This is a genomic window from Mycolicibacterium fluoranthenivorans (assembly GCF_011758805.1).
Lineage (GTDB): Bacteria > Actinomycetota > Actinomycetes > Mycobacteriales > Mycobacteriaceae > Mycobacterium > Mycobacterium fluoranthenivorans.
In genome coordinates this window covers 1,740,254-1,755,213 of the sequence record NZ_JAANOW010000001.1, presented here as the reverse complement: position 1 = coordinate 1,755,213, position 14,960 = coordinate 1,740,254, and the positions used below count along the sequence as shown (strand labels likewise).

At 67.6% G+C, this 14,960-nt stretch carries 14 protein-coding genes; 2 read left to right on the top strand and 12 right to left on the bottom strand.

Features of this window, described 5'->3' with window-relative positions:
• Positions 1-14: 14 nt before the first annotated feature.
• The 11 genes from FHU31_RS08620 to FHU31_RS08570 form a co-directional block, all read right to left on the bottom strand.
• Entirely contained in the window at positions 15-677 is a 663-nt protein-coding gene (locus FHU31_RS08620; protein WP_167157468.1) for a MadR family response regulator transcription factor, read from the bottom strand.
• Complete coding sequence (locus FHU31_RS08615; protein WP_167160795.1) at positions 674-2,011, bottom strand: MadS family sensor histidine kinase; 1,338 nt, start codon at positions 2,009-2,011, stop codon at positions 674-676. The genes FHU31_RS08620 and FHU31_RS08615 overlap by 4 nt, the downstream gene beginning before the upstream one ends.
• Before the next feature lie 51 nt (positions 2,012-2,062).
• Positions 2,063-3,247 (bottom strand): iron-containing alcohol dehydrogenase, encoded by a 1,185-nt coding sequence (locus tag FHU31_RS08610; RefSeq protein WP_167160793.1) that lies wholly within the window; start codon positions 3,245-3,247, stop codon positions 2,063-2,065.
• A gap of 170 nt (positions 3,248-3,417) precedes the next feature.
• Positions 3,418-4,911, bottom strand: coding sequence for a MadC family VWA domain-containing protein (gene madC / locus FHU31_RS08605; RefSeq protein WP_167157466.1), 1,494 nt, complete (start codon positions 4,909-4,911; stop codon positions 3,418-3,420).
• A complete protein-coding gene (locus FHU31_RS08600; RefSeq protein ID WP_167157464.1) occupies positions 4,908-5,984 on the bottom strand; it encodes a MadB family AAA-type ATPase in 1,077 nt (358 codons plus the stop codon). The genes madC and FHU31_RS08600 overlap by 4 nt, the downstream gene beginning before the upstream one ends.
• 73 nt (positions 5,985-6,057) lie before the next feature.
• The gene (mdo, locus tag FHU31_RS08595; protein ID WP_167157462.1) at positions 6,058-7,329 is read right to left on the bottom strand and encodes an NDMA-dependent methanol dehydrogenase; all 1,272 of its coding nucleotides are present in this window, start codon (positions 7,327-7,329) and stop codon (positions 6,058-6,060) included.
• A 216-nt stretch (positions 7,330-7,545) separates the two neighbouring features.
• Positions 7,546-8,148 (bottom strand): acyltransferase, encoded by a 603-nt coding sequence (locus FHU31_RS08590; protein ID WP_235632773.1) that lies wholly within the window; start codon positions 8,146-8,148, stop codon positions 7,546-7,548.
• A 100-nt stretch (positions 8,149-8,248) separates the two neighbouring features.
• On the bottom strand, positions 8,249-9,481 hold the full coding sequence (gene manA / locus FHU31_RS08585; RefSeq protein ID WP_167157460.1) for a mannose-6-phosphate isomerase, class I: 1,233 nt from the start codon (positions 9,479-9,481) through the stop codon (positions 8,249-8,251).
• A 39-nt stretch (positions 9,482-9,520) separates the two neighbouring features.
• The gene (locus FHU31_RS08580; RefSeq protein ID WP_167157458.1) at positions 9,521-10,600 is read right to left on the bottom strand and encodes a TobH protein; all 1,080 of its coding nucleotides are present in this window, start codon (positions 10,598-10,600) and stop codon (positions 9,521-9,523) included.
• Entirely contained in the window at positions 10,597-12,036 is a 1,440-nt protein-coding gene (locus FHU31_RS08575) for a phosphomannomutase/phosphoglucomutase (RefSeq protein ID WP_167157456.1), read from the bottom strand. The genes FHU31_RS08580 and FHU31_RS08575 overlap by 4 nt, the downstream gene beginning before the upstream one ends.
• Before the next feature lie 109 nt (positions 12,037-12,145).
• Positions 12,146-12,580, bottom strand: a complete 435-nt coding sequence (locus FHU31_RS08570; RefSeq protein WP_090356282.1) for a DUF3499 domain-containing protein — start codon at positions 12,578-12,580, stop codon at positions 12,146-12,148.
• A 131-nt stretch (positions 12,581-12,711) separates the two neighbouring features.
• Between FHU31_RS08570 and FHU31_RS08565 the strand changes: the two genes are divergently transcribed.
• Entirely contained in the window at positions 12,712-13,134 is a 423-nt protein-coding gene (locus FHU31_RS08565; RefSeq protein WP_090355842.1) for a metallopeptidase family protein, read from the top strand.
• A 79-nt stretch (positions 13,135-13,213) separates the two neighbouring features.
• Here the strand turns inward: FHU31_RS08565 and FHU31_RS31215 are convergent, their stop codons facing one another.
• A complete protein-coding gene (locus FHU31_RS31215; RefSeq protein WP_170847195.1) occupies positions 13,214-13,465 on the bottom strand; it encodes a WhiB family transcriptional regulator in 252 nt (83 codons plus the stop codon).
• A 482-nt stretch (positions 13,466-13,947) separates the two neighbouring features.
• Here FHU31_RS31215 and cofD point away from each other — a divergent pair, with 482 nt between their 5' ends.
• Positions 13,948-14,958 (top strand): 2-phospho-L-lactate transferase, encoded by a 1,011-nt coding sequence (cofD, locus tag FHU31_RS08555; protein ID WP_167157454.1) that lies wholly within the window; start codon positions 13,948-13,950, stop codon positions 14,956-14,958.
• The last annotated feature ends 2 nt before the right edge of the window (positions 14,959-14,960 follow it).

The window sequence follows — 14,960 nt, the reverse complement described above, 5'->3', positions numbered from 1 at the left end:
GAGCGGCAAGATCCCTAGATCAGCCCGCGCTTGCTGGCCGCGTACACCGCCTCGGCCCGGCGGCTGACCTGCAGCTTGCGCATGATGTTGCTGACGTGGAACTTGGCGGTGGTTGCCGAGATGAACAACTTCTCACCGATCTTGTTGTTGGACAACCCCGTTGCCAGCAGCCGCAACACCTCCAGCTCCCGGTCGGTGAGCTGCTCACGTGCTTCGGCGCGACCGTTCAGCGAACGCACCACCGCTGCGGCACTGCGCGAGTCGAATGCACTCTCCCCCGCCGAAATCGCGCGGATGGCACGCACCAACTCCGTGGTGTCGACGTCCTTGACGACATAACCGCGCGCCCCGGCATGCACCGCACGCACCACCAGGTCCTCATCGAGGAACGTGGTGAGAACCAGCAGGCCGATCTGCGGGTGGGCGGCGGACAGCTTGGCGCACAACGACAGTCCCTCGAAATCCGAGCCCGCCGACAGTTTCAGGTCCAGCAGCACCACGTCCGGTCGCGCCGCCGCCACCATGGCCTCGGCCTCGTGTTCACTGGAGGCCTCACCGACCACCACGAGATCGTCCTCGCGTTCCAGCACCGATCGCAGTCCCTGCCGCAGAATCGGGTGGTCATCGACCAGCGCCAGCCGGATGGCCTGGGTTCTGGTCTGCGTGTTCACCGTCATCGCGGTACTCCTTCGGTTCGGGCCCTGGGTATGGTCGCGACGACGCGCACCCCGCCGATACGGGATCGCTGGACCACGAACGTGCCGCCGTGCTCACGGCAGCGGGCGAGCATGTTGGCCAAGCCGCGGTGATGGCCGTCGACGTCGGTGGCGCCGGCCATCCGCAGCATGAGGCGCATCTTGTCCGGGTCACCGGTACCGTCGTCGGAGACCGAAAGGGACACGGCCGTCGGCCGGTACCGCAGCCGCACGATCGCCCGGGTCGCGCGTCCGTGCATAGCCGTGTTGAACAGGGCCTCGCCCGCCACGCGCAGCAGGGCGTGTTCGATCTCGCCTGGCAATTCGGCCACTGCCCCTTCGACTTTCAAGGTCACGTGCAGGTCTTCGGGCATGTGCACGGTGGCCAGTTGCTCCATCAGATCGGGCAGGGTGGACCGGCCCGCATCACCCGGCTGGTTGAGCGTGTAGATCGCCGACCGCAGCTGCTCGGTGGCCGAGCGGGTCAGCGTCTTGGCCGTGTGCAGTCGCTCGATGAGTTCGGGCGATCCGTCGCAGGCCTGGATCTCGCTGCGGCACACCTCGATCTGCATACCGGCCGACAGCACCGTTTGGGCCACGCTGTCGTGCAGCTCGCGGGCTATCCGATGGCGCTCCGAGTCGAGCACCTGATGTTGTTGGGCCGCACCGAGTTCACGCTGTGTGGCCAGCAACTCGGCGTTGCGCGCCTCGGACTCCGCGAGCAGCGTCTGCGAGCGCTGGAACAGCTCGCAGTTGTGCAGCGCCACGGCCGTCTGGCTCGACAGGATGCGCATCACGGTCTCATCCGTGCCGTCCAGTGTCCGATCGGTCGGCGTCCAGGCGGCGAACGCACCGATCACGCCGCCGTCCAGTTCGATCGGCACATGCGCGTGGTGCGGTTCGATGACCGGTAACCGGAACTGCGCCAACTGTCCGCGCAGGATGTCGTTGAGCCGGTTGAGCACCGCGTCGGGTAGGTGCGGCACCGGATTCTTTGCCCCGGAGAGCCCTTCGAAGGAGTAGGCCTCACCGTCGGCGTCCAGGATGAGATGCCGCGGGCGGGCCTCCGGCAGGGCGCCGTCGGCGAGCGCGATGAGCACCCACTGCGCCCCGAGATGGCTGCGTGCCGCTTCGGCCACCGCACGGACCAGATTCTCCGGGCCGTTGACGGTCTGCACGAGTGCGCGCGAGATCGCGTCGAGAGCGGCGATGACACGTTCGGTGCGCAGGGCCGCGACCCGGAACTCGGGGTAGAACGTGCCCTTGCCGGACCGTACCCCCGTGAGCCGCTCCAGATCCGGCGCCGGCCGCCGCAGCGGCCCGTGATGCGAGGTGGCGGTCACTGTGCTGATCTCACAAGGCCATCCTCATAGCGCGGCCCGGAACAGGGCCCGCAACTGGGCCTCATCGGCGGCTCTCGGGTTGGTGGTCAGGCAGGCGTCGGCCATCGCGTTGCGGGCCAGGACCGGCACATCATCCTCACGCACGCCCAGTTCGGCCAGCCCGCGCGGGACGCCCACCTGCCGGGCCAGGTCCTGCAGTCGATCGGCCAGGGCCAGCGCGGATTCCAGATCGGGGGCACGTTTGTCGGCGATCCCCAGGCAGGCGGCGATGGTGGCGAACGGCGCGGGATCCGCCTCGGCGTTGAAGCGCACCACATGCGGCAGCAACACCCCGTTGATCACCCCGTGCGGCAGGTCGAGCAGGCCGCCCACTTGATGGCTCATCGCGTGCGCGGCGCCCAGGATGGCATTGGTGAACGCCAGCCCGGCCTCCAACGCGGCCTGCGCCATCAACACCCGGGCCGGCATGTCCTGCGGCCGTTCGATGGTGGTCACCAGATTCTCGGTCACCATGACCACCGAGCGCAGCGCATGGTGGTCGGTGAGCTGGTTGTGACCGAGTGAGACGAACGCCTCGATTCCGTGGGTGAGGGCATCCAATCCCGTTGCCGCGTTGAGCCATTCGGGCATCGTGGTCAGCAGTCTCGGGTCGATGACGGTGATATCGGGCACCAGCGCCCGGCCCAGGATGGTGATCTTGGTGTTGCGCGTGGTGTCGGTGACGATGCAGAACTGGGAGACATCGGCGCCCGTGCCCGAGGTCGACGGGAGCACCACCAGCGGTGGGATGGGCATGGTCGCCTTGTCCACACCGGCGTAGTCCAGGATGTCTCCGCCATTGGCGGCCAGGATGGCGATGCCCTTCGCCGCGTCGATCACCGACCCGCCACCCAGGGCGATCAGCACATCGCAGCCGCGTGAGCGGTAGAACTCGTGGCCCGCGGTGATCTCGTGGTCCTTGGGGTTGGGCGTCAGCGCACTCCATACCTGGGCCTGCACACCTTGGCCCCGGAGATGGACGACGAGTTCGTCGACCCAGCCGGCTTCGATGAGTCCGGGATCGGTGACCAGCAGTGGCCGCAGTCCGCCGAGGCGCAACGCGGCGTGCGCCGCTTCGGCCATCGAGTCGAGGCCGAACACGATCTCCGGGGCGTGGAATTTCAGCAGCCGGCTGGGCAGCCCGTCACCCCGGGTGGTCGGCACCGACAGCGATACTCCCGACGCGCCCGTCGCTTCGGGCTGTGCGAACTGCGCTATCACCTCGCGCGCTCCCTGCTGTGTGATCCACGTAACACCTCCTACCCTACGTCGGCATACGGGTGGAACCAATGTGCAGGTGGGTAGGCGCCGACCTACCCGATCGGGCAGGTCGAGCCGGGTCAGGACAGGGCGTTCGCCAGTTCGGCCGCGCGTGCGGCGAGACCTTCGGCGTCACTGGCGACGACGACTCTGTCGCATATCTGCGCGTAGTCCGGCATGGCGCAGGTGGCCTGCGCCCAATACCGCTGCGGCTCCGGGGTCACCCAGGCCAGCCGGTGCACGCGCCGGCGCAGCGCCCGGAGCCGGTCGACGCCGGGCGGCAACCCGCCGCTGCGGCCGTCGCCGACGATCAGCACCGCGGTGCGCGAGTCCAAGGCATCGGCCTGACCACCCAGCATCTCGCCGAACACCCGTCCGTAGTCGCTGCTGGCCTGCAGATCCAGCTGGGCCTCGGCCAACACGGCGGCCAGCGCGTCGTCACCTCCGGCGCGCAGCAGGATCTCGGTGACATCGACGGGACGGTCCACGAAGGCCATCACCCGGCAGCGGTGCGCACGCCGGTGCATGGCCTGGGCCAGCCGCAGGGTGAAGGCGGTGACCGGCCGCACCGACAGCGAGACGTCGGCGATCACCAGCAGCCGAATCCGGTCCGGCAACGGCGTACGCCTCACCAGGTGGAACGGGACACCGTCGGTGCGCAGGGCGGTGCGGCTGGTGCGACGCATATCCAGCCGACCCCGGCCGTGCTCCCGGGGCCGGGGCCGGCGCGCCCCGCGCATCCGGCGCAGCACCTCATGGCAGGCCAGATCGATGTCGGCGGCCAGACCGGTATCCGTCGGTGCACCCGAACCGTCGGGCTCGGCGCTGAGCCCGGCGCGTTCAGCCAGCGCCGCGACGAACCCCTCGACCGCCTGCGTCAGCTGGTGCAATTGTTCGGCCGTCAGGGGGTCTCCGGCGTCCCCGCCATAGGTTCGGCCGGGGTCGTAGGTGTCCAGCCAGGCCAGGATGGAGTCGGGATCATCGAAGCTCAACGAACCGGCCACCACCGGTCCCACGGAATCGGCGAGATCACCGGCCGCGCACGACGCGGCCCGGTCCACCTCCACCGTGTAGCGGACGCCGCGACGACCCTCATCGGCCTCGGCGGACACCGTCAACTCATTGTCGGCGCCCGTCACGCTGTAGTCGTCATCGTCTTTGTGCGGGTTGAAACCCTTGTCGGCCTCCGGGGTGTCGAAGTGATCGCCCACCTCCGCGGCACGCTCGTTGTACTCGGCGTACCGGCCCACCTCCACGTCGTCGTCGATCTCGAGTTGGTCGGGCAGGCCCGAGCCGGTGTGAGCACGGCTCGGGCCCGCCTCGTGCTGCGGGTGTGCCGGCACCGAGGCACCGAACATCGCGTCGAAGGCACGATCGAAACCTCGTTGTTCACGACCGTATTTCGCGCAGGTGGCCCGCAGCGCGGCCCGCAGCACCGCGCGGTCGGAGGCGCCAAGCAGGCCGAGCACCCGGCGCACCTCGATCACCTCGGCCGGGGAGGTGGCCACCCCGGATCTGCGCAGCAGCTGCCCGAACGCCGCTGCGACAGCGTCGAGCAGCTGCGCCGGTGTCATCGCTTGCCGCTCTGACCAGCCCGGCTGTTCGCGCCACCCCGGCTGTGCCCGCTCCCGCCACCCCGCCCGCGGAACGTCGCGGTCGTGGTGTTGGCGGGCCGCGATGCCACCGTGACCCGCTCCGGCGTGCCGGTGTCAGTCGACACCTCGGGTGCGGAGGCCAAGTGCCGCAAGGCGATATCGCGATCACTGGTGAACTTCACCAGCGCCGACAACAGGAGCGCATCGTCGTGGGTACCGAGGATCGCGGCCGCCCGGGCTGCGTCGATCACCTCGGAGATGGACGGACTCTTGCGCAGCGGAAGCTCACGCAGGGTCCGGGCCAGCTCCACGACTCCGGCGACGACCGCCGGTTCCACCTGCGGAGCGCGCACCCCGACGATCGCCCGTTCTCGTTGCGGGGTGGGGAAATCGAGGTGGTAGTGCAGGCAGCGACGCTTCAGCGCGGCGGACAACTCCCTGGTGTCATTGGACGTCAGCACCACCCACGGCACCGAACGCGCGACGAACGTGCCGATCTCGGGGATGGTCACCTGCCGCTCGGCAAGCACCTCCAGCAGTAACGCCTCCATGGCTTCCTCGGTGCGGTCGACCTCATCGACCAGCAGCACCACCGGTTGCTCGGAGAGCACCGACTCCAGCAGTGGCCGCACCGACAGGAACGCCTCCGAGTACAGTCCGAAATCACGCTCGGACAGATACCGGGAGGCCTCCTCGACATCGCCGATGTCCTTGGTGGAGGCGGTGATCCGGTCGCGCAGCATCTGCACGTGCAGCAGTTGCTTGGCATAGTCCCACTCATAGAGCACCCGGTTGTCGTCGAGACCCTCGTAGCACTGCAGTCGGATCAGCCGGCGGCCGCTCGCGGCGGCGAGCGCCTTGGCCAGTTCGGTCTTGCCGACACCGGCCGGTCCCTCCAACAGCAGCGGGCGATCCAGCGCGGTCGCCAAATGCACCACGGTGGCCAGATCGTCATCGGCGATGTAGTCCTGCTCGCGCAACGCCGCCGCCAGATCGCTTGCACTGGAATAGGTGACGAGCTCATCAAGGTTGTGGACCGGCACAGCGGTCATCTCAATCTCCTGGTCTGGCGATTTGTGCACGTTCAGCGGCGGGTGGCGCCGCTGAACGTGCACAAATCGCTGCCTAATAGGACTCGTTGATCGCGTGCCCGACGACCGGGACCATCGATTCCACCGTGACCTCGCGTGGGTTGCCGGGTGTGCACCAGTCGCCCTGGATGTGCTCGGAGATGGCCAGCACGGTCTTGTCGTCGCCCAAGATGCGCTCACCCTTGCCGGCGTACTTGCCCGTGTTCATCCGGTTCTTCGCGTAGGAGTCCGTGCGCACCTGGGAGAAGTTGTCCGGGATGCCGACATCCTGGGACAGCCGGATGGCCGCCTCGACCGCCGCGTCGGCCGCCTGCACGGTGGTCATGTTGCGGGTGTCCACGCCCATGGCGGTGGCCAGCTGCGCGTAGCGCTCGTAACGCGAGGGCAGGTTGTACTCCCACACCCGCGGCAGCGCGATGGCGTTGTTGAGCCCGTGATGGCTGTCGAAGAACGCCGAGACCGCGTGGCTGATCGAGTGTACGATGCCCAGACCGCCGGAGTTGAACGCCTGCCCGGCGATGTACTGCGCGTTCATCATGCCTTCGCGGGCCTTCAGGTTGCGCGGTTCGAACACCGCCTCACGCAGGTGCTTGGCCACGAGTTCCACTGAGTACAGGGCATTTCCGAGCGACGGCGCGAAATCCAGCCGCGACACGTACGGCTCGCTGCCGTGCGCCAGCACGTCGAAGCCGCAGTAGGCGGTGAAGTGCTGGGGGCAGGTGTAGTACAGCAGCGGATCGTCGATGGCCAGGGTCACGATGGTGGCCTCGTCGAAGCCGACCCACTTGTGCGGGTGCTCCATATCGGAGGTGTCGGTGATGACGTAGGCCCACGAGGTCTCCGAACCGGTCCCGGCCGTCGTGGATACCGCGATATGCGGCGGATTCTGCTTGTTGGTGGACTTGGCGAAGCCCTCGAACTCGTTGATGTTGCGGCCGTCGTGGGCGATCACCACGCGGGCACCCTTGGCGGCGTCGTGGCTGGAGCCGCCGCCGATGGAGATGATGCTGTCGCACTTTTCCTGCTGGTAGAGCGCGGCCGCCTCCATGACGTTGTAGTCCTTGGGGTTGGACTCCACCTTGTCGTAGAGCACGACCTCGACGCCCTGGTACTCGATCTTGCCGGTGAGTTCCTCGATGATGCCCGAACCACGCAGGCCGGTGGTCATCAGCAGAGTGCGCTTGAAGCCGAGGTTGCGGGCCTCCACCCCGATGATGTCGTGGGCGCCGACGCCGAGCAGCGCGCGCGGGAACGGATGGAATTCCTTGATGGGGAAATCCCAAATCTGGTTCAGCTCAATGGCCATTGGATTCAACTCCTCGCGGTTGGCGACGGACTTTCGCGTCCGTGCACCTACCGTGGACCCGCGTGGCCCGCGTCACAATGGGTTACGAGCAGTACCCGCCGACCGGACCCGAGGAACTACCCGATCAGGCAGGCGTCGAGACACGCCGACACGTCAGGCCCCGGGGTCGCCGACGGCACCCATGGGCCTGGGTGGCCGGGTGGGAAGAGGTCGTCGCTACTCGGCGGCGGCGTCGGTCGTCTTGACCGTCTGGCCGATGATCTTGGCGGGCACCCCGCCGACGATGACCCCCGGCGGAATGTCACGGGTGACGACCGCATTTGCGCCGATGACCACGTTGTCACCGATGGTCACACCCATCAGGATGGTGGCCTTGGCGCCCACCCAGACGTTCTCACCGACGATGATCGGTGCCGCGTCGCGCGGGCGGAAGTGGAACGGGACATCGTTGTCGGCACCCACGTGGGTGTTGTCGTGGACGGACACGCATTCGGCGAACTGTGAATTCGCACCGATGACGATCTTGTCGTGCACCGACAGTGTGACCTTGGGGGCGAACCGGACATTGTCACCGACGATGAGTTCGCCTTCGATACGCCAGTCGTTGTGACGATCGATGAACAGTGATTTACAACCCCGGATCTTGGCGCCCGGCTGGACATGCAGGTGAAACCCGCGCCCGATCCAGAACGGCGGGGCCTGCATATCCTTGACGCGCAACCGCAGGTTGATCCACCGCAGCAACGCCGTGAATTTCGTGGGGGTGAAACGCCTCAGCTGTCGCGCCAGTCCGCCGCTCGCGGGCTCCGTCGGAATCACAGCGGGGATTCTACCGGGCGTACCGCCGCGGCGGTCAATGCCGTTGTGGACGCCGTTGTGGACGCCATTGTGGACGCCATTGTCGTCGCGATTGTCGTCCTCACCGGGGGATTCCCACCGTCGAACGGAACAGTGCCGTGGGCACCTCGGCCACCACGCGGAACGGACCGTCGTCGGCCGAAACCCACGCAGCACTGCCCTGTTCGAGTTTCACCGAATCCGATCCGGTGCTCACCACGGCGGCACCTCGCGAACACAACAGGATCTGCGGCCCGTCATGGTGGCATGTCACCTCGATCTCCCGACTGAGGTCCTCGCCATCGAACGACAGCACCGACACCGCGAACTCCTCGGCGGGGGTGACGTAATCACGTGCGAACCCGTCCTGCTGGACGGGCGGCAACAGACGCTCCTCGGTCACCGGCTCGAAGTCCAACACCCGCAACAGCTCCGGCACGTCGACGTGCTTGGGCGTGAGGCCACCACGTAACACGTTGTCGGAGTTGGCCATCACCTCCACACCCACCCCGCGCAGGTAGGCGTGCAGATTGCCGGCCGAGAGGTAGATCGCCTGGCCCGGCTCCAGGTGCACCCGGTTGAGCAGCATCGAGGCCAGCACCCCGGCGTCACCGGGATACCGCTCGCCGAGTTCGAGCAGGGTCTTGGCCACCGGCGCGAATTCCGTTGCACCAGAACGTACATAATTGATGGCACCGTCGATGACGGCGGGAACCAGGACATCGAGGTCAGGTTGCGGCGCGGTGATCCACGTGGTGAACAGCGCCCTCAGCCCGTCGGCGTCCGACTGGTCCTTCAGCAGCTCGATATACGGTTCGAGGTCAGGGACCGCCAGTGCCCGCATGAGTTCCACGGTGCGGGCGACCGGACGGAATCCGGCCAAGGCCTCGAACGGTTCGAGCGCGACGATCAATTCCGGCTTGTGGCTGCGATCCCGATAATTGCGTGTCGCCGACGACAGCGGGACCCCCTGCCGGTCCTCACGTTCGAAACCCTCGATCGCCTGCTTCGTGCTCGGATGGGCCTGAAGTGACAACGGCTCGTCGGCCGCGAGCACTTTGACCAGGAAGGGCAGGGTATCTCCGAACCGGGCGCGCACCACCGAGCCGAGCTGCCCCTCGGGGTCGGCGGCGATCACCTCCACCAGAGATCGTCGCCCCTCGGGATATTCCGCCCACGCCGGATCGGCCGGGTGCGCGCCGAGCCACAACTCTGCCTCTGGATGCGCGGTAGGCGCCGGACGACCCGTGAACTCGGCGATCGCCGTCCGCGACCCCCACGCGTAGGTCCGTATCGCTCCGCGTAACAACTGCACTTGGTCCTCGGCCCTTCCGTATTCGTACCTGCGGCCTTCTCAGCCCCGTGTGAGTCGAAGATAAACAGCAGCCATCTCCAGTCGCACCGCCAATGTCGCCAACTGCTGCTCGGGCCGGCCGGGGTCCACGGGCGCCGCGAAAGCATCGGGTACGTCCTGCACACCCACCATGGCGAGGTCGGGGTGGTGGCCGCCGACGCGGGCCGTCACCGCGGCCCGTTCGGCGGCCAGCGTCAACACCAGTACCCGCCAGCGGTCTGGCAGCGGTCCGTCCAGTTCCTCATCGTGGAAGAGTGCCGCCATGTCGTCGGGGGCGGTGGCGACGCCGGCACCCGAATGCAGTGCGGCCAGGGCGTCGGACAGCCCGGCGGCGGCGACCACCCGGTGCCCCACCCGCAGCAGGACGGCACTGGCATGGCGCGCCAGCACCAGCGTGGCGGGATTGTCACCCGTGAGCACCGTGTTGCGGTCGGCCAAGCGGTCGGCCAGCGATTTGGCGGCATTGGTGAAGACCTCGCGGCCGGCGCTGTTGCGCAACGCCTCGGCGTCGAGCTCGTCGGCCAGCGCCGTGAGGTCGATCTGCACGGCGGGGTCGATGTGGTGCAGTGTCGCCAGGCCCACGGCCAGATAGCGGCACAGGCCGAACTCCGGGGGCACCCGCAACCGCGGCTCGAGCACGGCTGCCCGACCGCCGGCCGCCTCGCCGAGTGGCCCTTCGTACGGTGCGGCCAGCACCACGCGCGCACCCCGGCGGACACCGGTCGACACCGCCGCGGCCAGCACCGGGTCACCCGGATCATCACCCGCGACGACGAGGACGTCCAGCGGTCCGATCCAGGGCGGCACCGCGGGAGCGATCACGATCGGCTCGGCGGCCGTCCCGGCCGAGAGGGCCGCCAGCAGGGCGCCCGCCGGCTCCGCGGCGCCGCGGCCGGCAACCCAGATCAGTGAGCGTGGACGCTCGGTGCCCAACCCGTCGAGCGCACCCTCGTCGACGGCCGATGCCGTCGCACGCACCTGCGCTCCCGCCATCGATGCCGCACGCAACAGACCCTCGCGGTCGGCACCGATCAATCCCTCGGTGTCGTCGAGATCTATCGTGGCGGCCCGCGAGGTCACGGCACCGACTCGCTTTCCGGTGGCGCGCCGCCACCGTGCACCGCAGCGGCTATCAACGCGGCCACTTCCTCGACGATCTCGTCGACTTCCTCGGCCGTGCGAGCCTCGACGTTGAGCCGCAGCAACGGCTCGGTGTTGGAGGTGCGCAGGTTGAACCAACGACCCTCACCGATGTCGACGGTGACCCCGTCGAGATGGTCGATCGAATTGATGCGGCTACCGAAGGCGGTGAGCACCGACTCGACGACGGCGGGGGCATCGCTGACGGTGAAGTTGAGCTCCCCGGACGCCTCGTAGCGCTGGTAGTCGGCCATCAGCTCCGACAACGGGCGCTGCTGCTCCCCCAGCGCGGCGAGCACATGCAGGGCCGCGAGCATCCCGGAGTCGGCACCCCAGAAGTCCCGGAAGTAATAGTGCGCCGAGTGCTCGCCGCCGAAAATGGCGCCGGTGTCGGCCATCAGCGCCTTGATGTAGGAGTGCCCGACCCGGGACCGCACCGCGGTGCCGCCACGTTCGACGATCAGCTCGGGGACCGCGCGCGAGGTGATGAGGTTGTAGATGACCGTCGCGCCGATCTCACGGCCGAGCTCGCGACCGGCGACCAGCGCGGTCACCGCCGACGGCGACACGGCGGCGCCGCGTTCGTCGACCACGAAGCACCGGTCCGCGTCACCGTCGAAAGCCAATCCGATATCGGCCCCGGTGGCGAGGACATGTGCCTGCAGATCGACCAGGTTGGCCGGATCCAGCGGGTTGGCCTCATGGTTCGGGAAGGTGCCGTCGAGTTCGAAGAACAGCGGCAGCACCGTCACGCCGGGGATCGCGCCGAGAACGGCCGGTGTGGTGTGGCCACCCATGCCGTTACCCGCGTCGACCGCGACACGCAGCGGGCGAAGTTCGGAGAGGTCGACCAACGAGCGCAGGAACGCGCCGTAATCGGCGAGGACGTCGCGGTCGGTCACCGTGCCCGGCTGCCCGTCGTATCCGGGCACGCCGTCGATGACCTCGGCGCTGATGGTGGCCAGCCCGGTGTCCTTCCCGACCGGCTTGGCGCCGGCCCGGCACAGCTTGATGCCGTTGTAGGCAGCGGGGTTGTGACTGGCGGTGAACATGGCGCCAGGGCAGTCCAGCAGCCCGGACGCGAAGTACAGCTGATCGGTCGAGGCCAGCCCGATCCGGACCACGTCCAAACCCTGCGCCGTGACACCTTCGGCGAACGCATCGGCCAGCGACGGTGAGCTGCTGCGCATATCGTGGCCGATCACCACCTGGGTGACGGGTCGCTTCAGCCCACCGGATCCGGCCTCGTCGCGCACCAGCCTGGCGAAGGCTCCCCCGACATCGCGGACGAATGCCTCGTCGATCTGCTCACCGACCAGCCCGCGAACGTCATAGGCCTTGATCACAGCGTTGACTGCGGCGGCGGGCCGAGGCATGGCTGTCCTCGCTCTCTGGATCGACCGGACGTGGGAAAAGATGACTCGGCAGCCAGCCTAGTGGCTCACGAATTCCGCCGCCGGAGGTCCCGCCACCCAGCTGAATGTTCTATTCCGTACCGGTGTCGGGCGGGTCGGGTAACACCCGCAAATGCCCGCGCCGGCGGCCGTTGGATTCCGGTCGGCGCACCGGCGGCGCGATCAGCGCACCCCCCGGAAGTCCCGTCGACGGGTCCGAGAAACCGGCGGTCACACCGTTCACCAACGAGGGCAGACCGTCGTTGCGTTCACGCACCGCGTCGGCCAGCGCCACCAGATCGTCCTCGTCGGGATGCGAGGGCAACGGTCCGGCGTGCCGGACCAGTTCCCAGCCGCGCGGCGCGGTGATACGTCCGGCGTGCACGACGCACAGATCCCACGAGTGCGGCTCCGACACGGTCGCCAGGGGTCCGACGACAGCTGTCGAGTCCGAATAGACGAAGGTCAGCGTCGCCACGGCGTAGTGCGGGCACCCGGGCCTGCAGCAGCGACGGGGAACATTCACGATGCGAAGATTATCGTGCGGAAACGTCGCGGGCATACGGACACGCGCAGTGCGACGAGGGCCGATCTCCAACCGTTACCATCTGTCACGTGGCTCAGCGCAACCCTCGCGGATCACGCCGCGGCCGCGAAATGCGCGGGCCGTTGCTCCCGCCTACCGTGCCGGGCTGGCGCAGTCGCGCGGAGCGATTCGACATGGCCGTGCTGGAAGCCTACGAACCGATCGAGCGCCGCTGGCATGACCGGGTGGCCACCCTCGACGTGGCGGTCGACGAGATTCCCCGCATCGCACCGAAGGATCCCGAGAGTGTGCAGTGGCCCCCGGAGGTGGTCGCCGACGGTCCCATCGCCCTGGCGCGCCTGATCCCCGCCGGCGTGGATGTGCGCGGCAACTCCACCCGCGCGCGAATTGTGTTGTTCCGCAAGCCGATAGAACGCCGCGCCAAGGACAGGGACGAACTGTCGGATCTTCTTCACGAAGTACTAGTGGCCCAGGTGGCCACCTATCTGGGTGTCGAGCCGTCGGTCATCGATCCCTCGATCGACGACGACTAGTCCGAAACGCAGAACGGCTCAGCCGTGAGGCCGAGCCGTTCTGATCCCCGGGTCGCTACGCTCGCGCCCGCCGGTCCTGTCAGATGATGCCGCGCTTGAGGCGGCGCCGTTCTCGTTCTGACAAGCCACCCCAGATACCGAACCGCTCATCGTTGGCCAGTGCGTACTCCAGGCAACGGTCGCGCACCTCACAGCCCAAGCAGATGCGCTTGGCCTCCCGAGTGGAGCCGCCCTTCTCCGGGAAGAAGGCCTCAGGGTCGGTTTGCGCGCACAAGGCACGCTCCTGCCACTGATCGTCTTCCTCGTCGGTCGCGGCCGCATCGAAATCCATCCGTTCCGGCACCAAGCTCAACTGCGGGCGCCCGGGCACCTCGAATGGCACCGGGTCGGTAGTGGTGTGCGGTTCGTTGTCCACTGAACCGAGCAGCCGGTTGTCGAACCGGAGCACGCGGTCGAAATCGACCTGCTCAAAAGACATGTTCCGCCTCCTCACCTGTTTAATAGTCCCCATATTGGAGCTCTACGGAGCTCCTGTCCCGCCAACACTATTGTGGTGTAAGGCCATCCCAGATACGCTCACTCTCGAACACATTCGAACAAGTGATCGAATCTTGGTCTGCGACACCGGAACCGGGGTGCAACCGCGAAATGACACTGATGTGATTAGACACTTGTTAGCTGCCAGGGTCAAGCGGTAGGGCCTGTTTTCATACCATCTCGTGACATAGATCCGGCGTGTCACTGCACCGGCGTGTTCGCCACACCCCGGCGCGATGTCCGCCACACAAGCCCGCTGGCCTAGGGTCTGAAGGCGTGAAGGTCACCGTTTTGGTCGGCGGCGTGGGTGGCGCCCGGTTCCTGCTCGGAGTGCAGCACCTGCTGGGGCTGGGCCAGTTTGCCAACCAAACGAGCCAGGATCCCCCGTCAACCGAGGGCCCCGCCGATCACGAGCTGACGGCCGTCGTCAACGTGGGCGATGACGCCTGGATGTTCGGCGTGCGCATCTGTCCGGACCTCGATACCTGCATGTACACCCTCGGCGGCGGCATCGACCCAGAGCGCGGCTGGGGCCATCGCAACGAAACCTGGCACGCCAAGGAGGAACTCGCCGCCTACGGGGTACAGCCCGACTGGTTCGGCCTCGGCGACCGGGATCTGGCCACCCATCTGGTGCGCAGCCAGATGCTGCGTGCCGGGTATCCGCTGTCCCAGGTGACCGAGGCACTGTGCGATCGGTGGTCGCCCGGCGCCCGACTGCTACCCGTCAGCGATGACCGCAGCGAGACGCATGTGGTGGTCACCGATCCCGAGGGCGAACGTCGTGCCATCCACTTCCAGGAATGGTGGGTGCGCTATCGGGCCCAGATACCCACGCACAGCTTCGCGTTCGTCGGCTCCGACAAGGCAACGGCCGCACCCGGAGTGCTCGACGCCATCGCCGGTGCCGATATCGTGCTGCTCGCCCCGTCCAATCCGGTAGTGAGCATCGGGACCATCCTCGCCGTTCCCGGCATCCGCGGGGCGCTGCGCTCCACCGCCGCACCGGTGATCGGCTACTCCCCCATCATCGCCGGAAAGCCGTTGCGCGGCATGGCCGACGAATGTCTGCGCGTGATCGGTGTCGAATCCACTTCTCAAGCAGTCGGAAATCACTTCGGCGCCCGCAGTGGGACCGGCATCCTGGACGGCTGGCTGATCGATGAGGGCGACACCGCGTCGATCGACGGTGTGAAGGTGCGCCAAGCTCCGCTGTTGATGACCGATCCGGCCGCCACCGCCGAGATGGTGCGCGCGGGAATCCGGTTGGCGGGCCTGAGCCTGTGAGT

What these genes read in the sequence shown, in the direction of transcription:
- FHU31_RS08620 (WP_167157468.1), bottom strand. Translation starts at nt 677, where the DNA reads ATGACGGTGAACACGCAGACCAGAACCCAGGCCATCCGGCTGGCGCTG.
- madC (WP_167157466.1), bottom strand. Translation starts at nt 4,911, where the DNA reads ATGACACCGGCGCAGCTGCTCGACGCTGTCGCAGCGGCGTTCGGGCAG.
- FHU31_RS08600 (WP_167157464.1), bottom strand. Translation starts at nt 5,984, where the DNA reads ATGACCGCTGTGCCGGTCCACAACCTTGATGAGCTCGTCACCTATTCC.
- mdo (WP_167157462.1), bottom strand. Translation starts at nt 7,329, where the DNA reads ATGGCCATTGAGCTGAACCAGATTTGGGATTTCCCCATCAAGGAATTC.
- FHU31_RS08575 (WP_167157456.1), bottom strand. Translation starts at nt 12,036, where the DNA reads ATGCCTCGGCCCGCCGCCGCAGTCAACGCTGTGATCAAGGCCTATGAC.
- FHU31_RS08565 (WP_090355842.1), top strand. Translation starts at nt 12,712, where the DNA reads ATGCGCGGGCCGTTGCTCCCGCCTACCGTGCCGGGCTGGCGCAGTCGC.
- FHU31_RS31215 (WP_170847195.1), bottom strand. Translation starts at nt 13,465, where the DNA reads ATGGATTTCGATGCGGCCGCGACCGACGAGGAAGACGATCAGTGGCAG.